Source organism: Kluyvera sp. (assembly GCF_047971185.1).
Taxonomy (GTDB): domain Bacteria; phylum Pseudomonadota; class Gammaproteobacteria; order Enterobacterales; family Enterobacteriaceae; genus Kluyvera.
Genome location: NZ_JBKDZH010000126.1, coordinates 1 through 3072 on the forward strand (window position 1 = coordinate 1; position 3072 = coordinate 3072).

General features: G+C 46.1%; 1 protein-coding gene. It reads left to right on the top strand.

Translation table 11 applies throughout. The features are described 5' to 3' along the window. The first annotated feature begins 2119 nt into the window (after positions 1 to 2119). A complete protein-coding gene (locus ACK5JN_RS23730; RefSeq protein ID WP_416872390.1) occupies positions 2120 to 2266 on the top strand; it encodes a hypothetical protein in 147 nt (48 codons plus the stop codon). The last annotated feature ends 806 nt before the right edge of the window (positions 2267 to 3072 follow it).

The window sequence follows — 3072 nt, forward strand, 5'->3', positions numbered from 1 at the left end:
ATTTTACTCCTAGTTTTGAGAAAAACGCGTTCAAAGTTTTTTACCAATTGGCGTGTCATACTGCCATCACATACAATTACCATCCCGAAGCTTGCTATTTTTCTATTTCCTTATGGTTCAGTAATCACATACCAATGCTTGTCTTTATGATCTGGCACCTGGTCCTCCCCTTATAAAGGGTATTATTCGCTCTATGGCGAGGGTGTCATGAGGCGCCACCCCACTCATTTTTGCCAGGTTTAATTTTTCTCAAAATCCACCAGGTTTGTAGTCGCTGCTGGTACTTTCGGCGCTTTATCTCTTCTTTTTTGTCTTCTTTGGTGTTATTCTACTTTTCTCTCTCCGTTTTAACCCCTCTTATCTTTTTATTAGTCCCAAACATGCTGGTGAGGAGGTGACAATTGGTGTAGCCAAAGTTATGTTCGAGCAGTGTTACCTGGGTGCCAATTTTACTCTATAATATCCAGCATGCTTGATTTTTAGACATTTGGGTGGGGCATTGCAATAAACCTCACCACATGAGGTGCATGAGGTAACATAAGTGGTGTCCCACCTATTGGTCTCAGTAGCAACACTTGCCTGTTGCTTGCAGTCTCTCTTGTTGCAGCGAAAGCCACGCAACAGAGCTTGGAGCTGGCTTTCGGTAATCACAAACTTGCGATCACACTTTTCAGTAACCTCAGAAATCTGGGAGCATGTGAGGTCTGAGCGTGCCAAAGCTCTCGGCACTGAAGGTAAGCTCGCTGATGTTGAAGGCTGAGGTAAAGCACTTGAAGTTGAAGGCTGAGGTGATGGTGGTGAAGAAAGGAGACTTGTGACAGGTTGTGAAGTTGAAGGTGGCGATACTGGCTGCGTAGCAGTTGAAATAAGAGGCGGCGGTGGTGGATGTCTCTCGCTAGTATGAGGCGAGGCAGGCTCCACACGTTGCCGCTTGTGTTTACTCTGAGGTAATCTGCTGAGCAGCTCCTCCACATGTCTTTTTCTCTTAGGCATGATGTACTTATTTACCACTCTATACAAATGCCACAAGTTTGTATTGATGGTAAATAAGAGGTGTGAAATAAGCGAGAATCTGAGCACGTCAAGGCATGAAGCAGAGTGGAGTGTGTCTGCTCTCTGAGCGTCACGGTCCCTCCCGCTCGCTTTGCCTCTCTCAGGAGAGGTTGCCAGATTGCGTGAAAATGTATCGGTCTGTGCTTATTCCGTCATATATATGGAACATAGCTCAAAACCCTACTACCATGAGATGCACTGGCAGCAGCGTGAGCCGGCCACCCAGCTGGGATTTAAATGTCCCCGAGCCAGGGTATTTAAATTATTGGAATCGGAAAAAACTTCGCCAGACGAAACATCTAGTCCATGGGGTATTGCCAGGCCACTTAACTCAGTTTCGTATTTTTTAAATTAATTTCATAATATACCATAGCGAACTCTCCCCTTAATCTGTATCTGGCACTGGATAGGTCCCGCCTTCATTATGGTGTTCAGTTTTGGTGTCCATATCTTAGAAAACATACAGACTCCCTCGATGCTGTACAAAAAATGACTAAAATGATCCAAGGACTTAGAAACTTACCCTGCAGAGTAAGACTACAGAAACTTAATTTACATTCTTTGGAAAGACGCAGACTACGAGGAGACTTAACTGAAGTTTTTAAATGGGGCGATGTAGATAAAATACTGATACTGAAAACAGATGTTAGGGCATGCTGCAGTGGATATTAATTCGATAAATTCAGATTTAGGAAGGACATAGGCAAGAACTGGTTCACGAATCGGGTAGTGGATGAGTGGAACAAACTAAGTAAATATGTAGTTGGTACAAACAAGACTGAGAGTTTCAAATGGAGGTTAGACAGATTCATGGATTGGGAGCGGAGTTGGTGAAAACTCCCTTTCAAGAGCTGCCAAGGCTGTCTGGCATCTTGTTGTCTCTTTTTGTCGTTGTGTATCCTCGTATAACTTAAATAGCACGTGTTTATCATTTACCTGTTCCGTTACTGGTCATTTATTAGGTTATCTTTATGTTCTAGTGTTTTTTTGTTGATTTGCGATTGTTTGCTCTTCACCGTGTGTACGTATTTCTTTGCCCGTGTACTCCATTTTAATGTACACACAAATGAAGGTTGTGGGGCTGGTGCGTTTGTGGTCAGTGGTGGTGGTGGTGGTGGTGCAGCGCTGTGGTGACGTTATAGCAGCGGTGGTGATGGCAGTGGAAGTGGTGGTACTGGTGGCGTTAGTGGCGGTGGAAATGATGGTTATATAGGGTTTTGATGGTGATGGGACGGTAGTGGTGTTACAGGTGGTTCTGGAGATGGGGCTGGTAGTGGTGGTGGTGGTGAAGTGGCTGCAATGTTGATAGTGGTAGTGGTTTGGCCAGCTTGTGGTGGTGGCTATGGTTTAGTGGTAGATGCAATGTAACAGTGGTGTAGCAGCGGGAATAGTGACTCTGCTAATGGTGATGCTAGTGATGTGGAGTGTTGACAGTCCTATAGTAGTGGTGGTGTGGCTGTGGTGGAAGTGGCGGTGTAGCAGCGATGGAGGGAGTACAAGAGTGGAGGTGTTGTAGCGGTGGAGGTGATGACAGTATTAGTGGTGGTGTAGAGGGGGTGTAGCGGTGGTGGAGGTGACGTAGCAGTGGCGGTGGTAGTGGTTTAGTTGTGGTGGTGATGTAGCAGCGTTGGTGTAGTAGTGGTGGTGTTGCAATGGTGATGAAGTAGTAGTGGTGGTGTAGCAGTGGTGGTGTTGTAGTGGTGGTGTTGTAGTCGTGGTGTAGCGGTGGTGGTGTAGTAGTGCTAGTTTAATGGTGGTGGTGGTGGTGGTGGTGCAATAGTAGTAGCAGTAGTAGTAGTGGTGTCGGTTTTGTAAGAGTGGTGGTGTAACTGTGATAGTAGCTGTGGTGTAGTAATCGTGGTGTGGTAGCGGAGGTGAAGTACTGGTGGTGTAGCGGTGGTGGTATGGGTGCTGTAGTAGTAGTGGTGTAGTAGTGGTGATGGTGGTGATACAGCAGTGATGGTGTGGTAGTGGAGGTGTAGTAGTGTTGATGTAGTAGCGCTGGTGTTGCAGTGATGG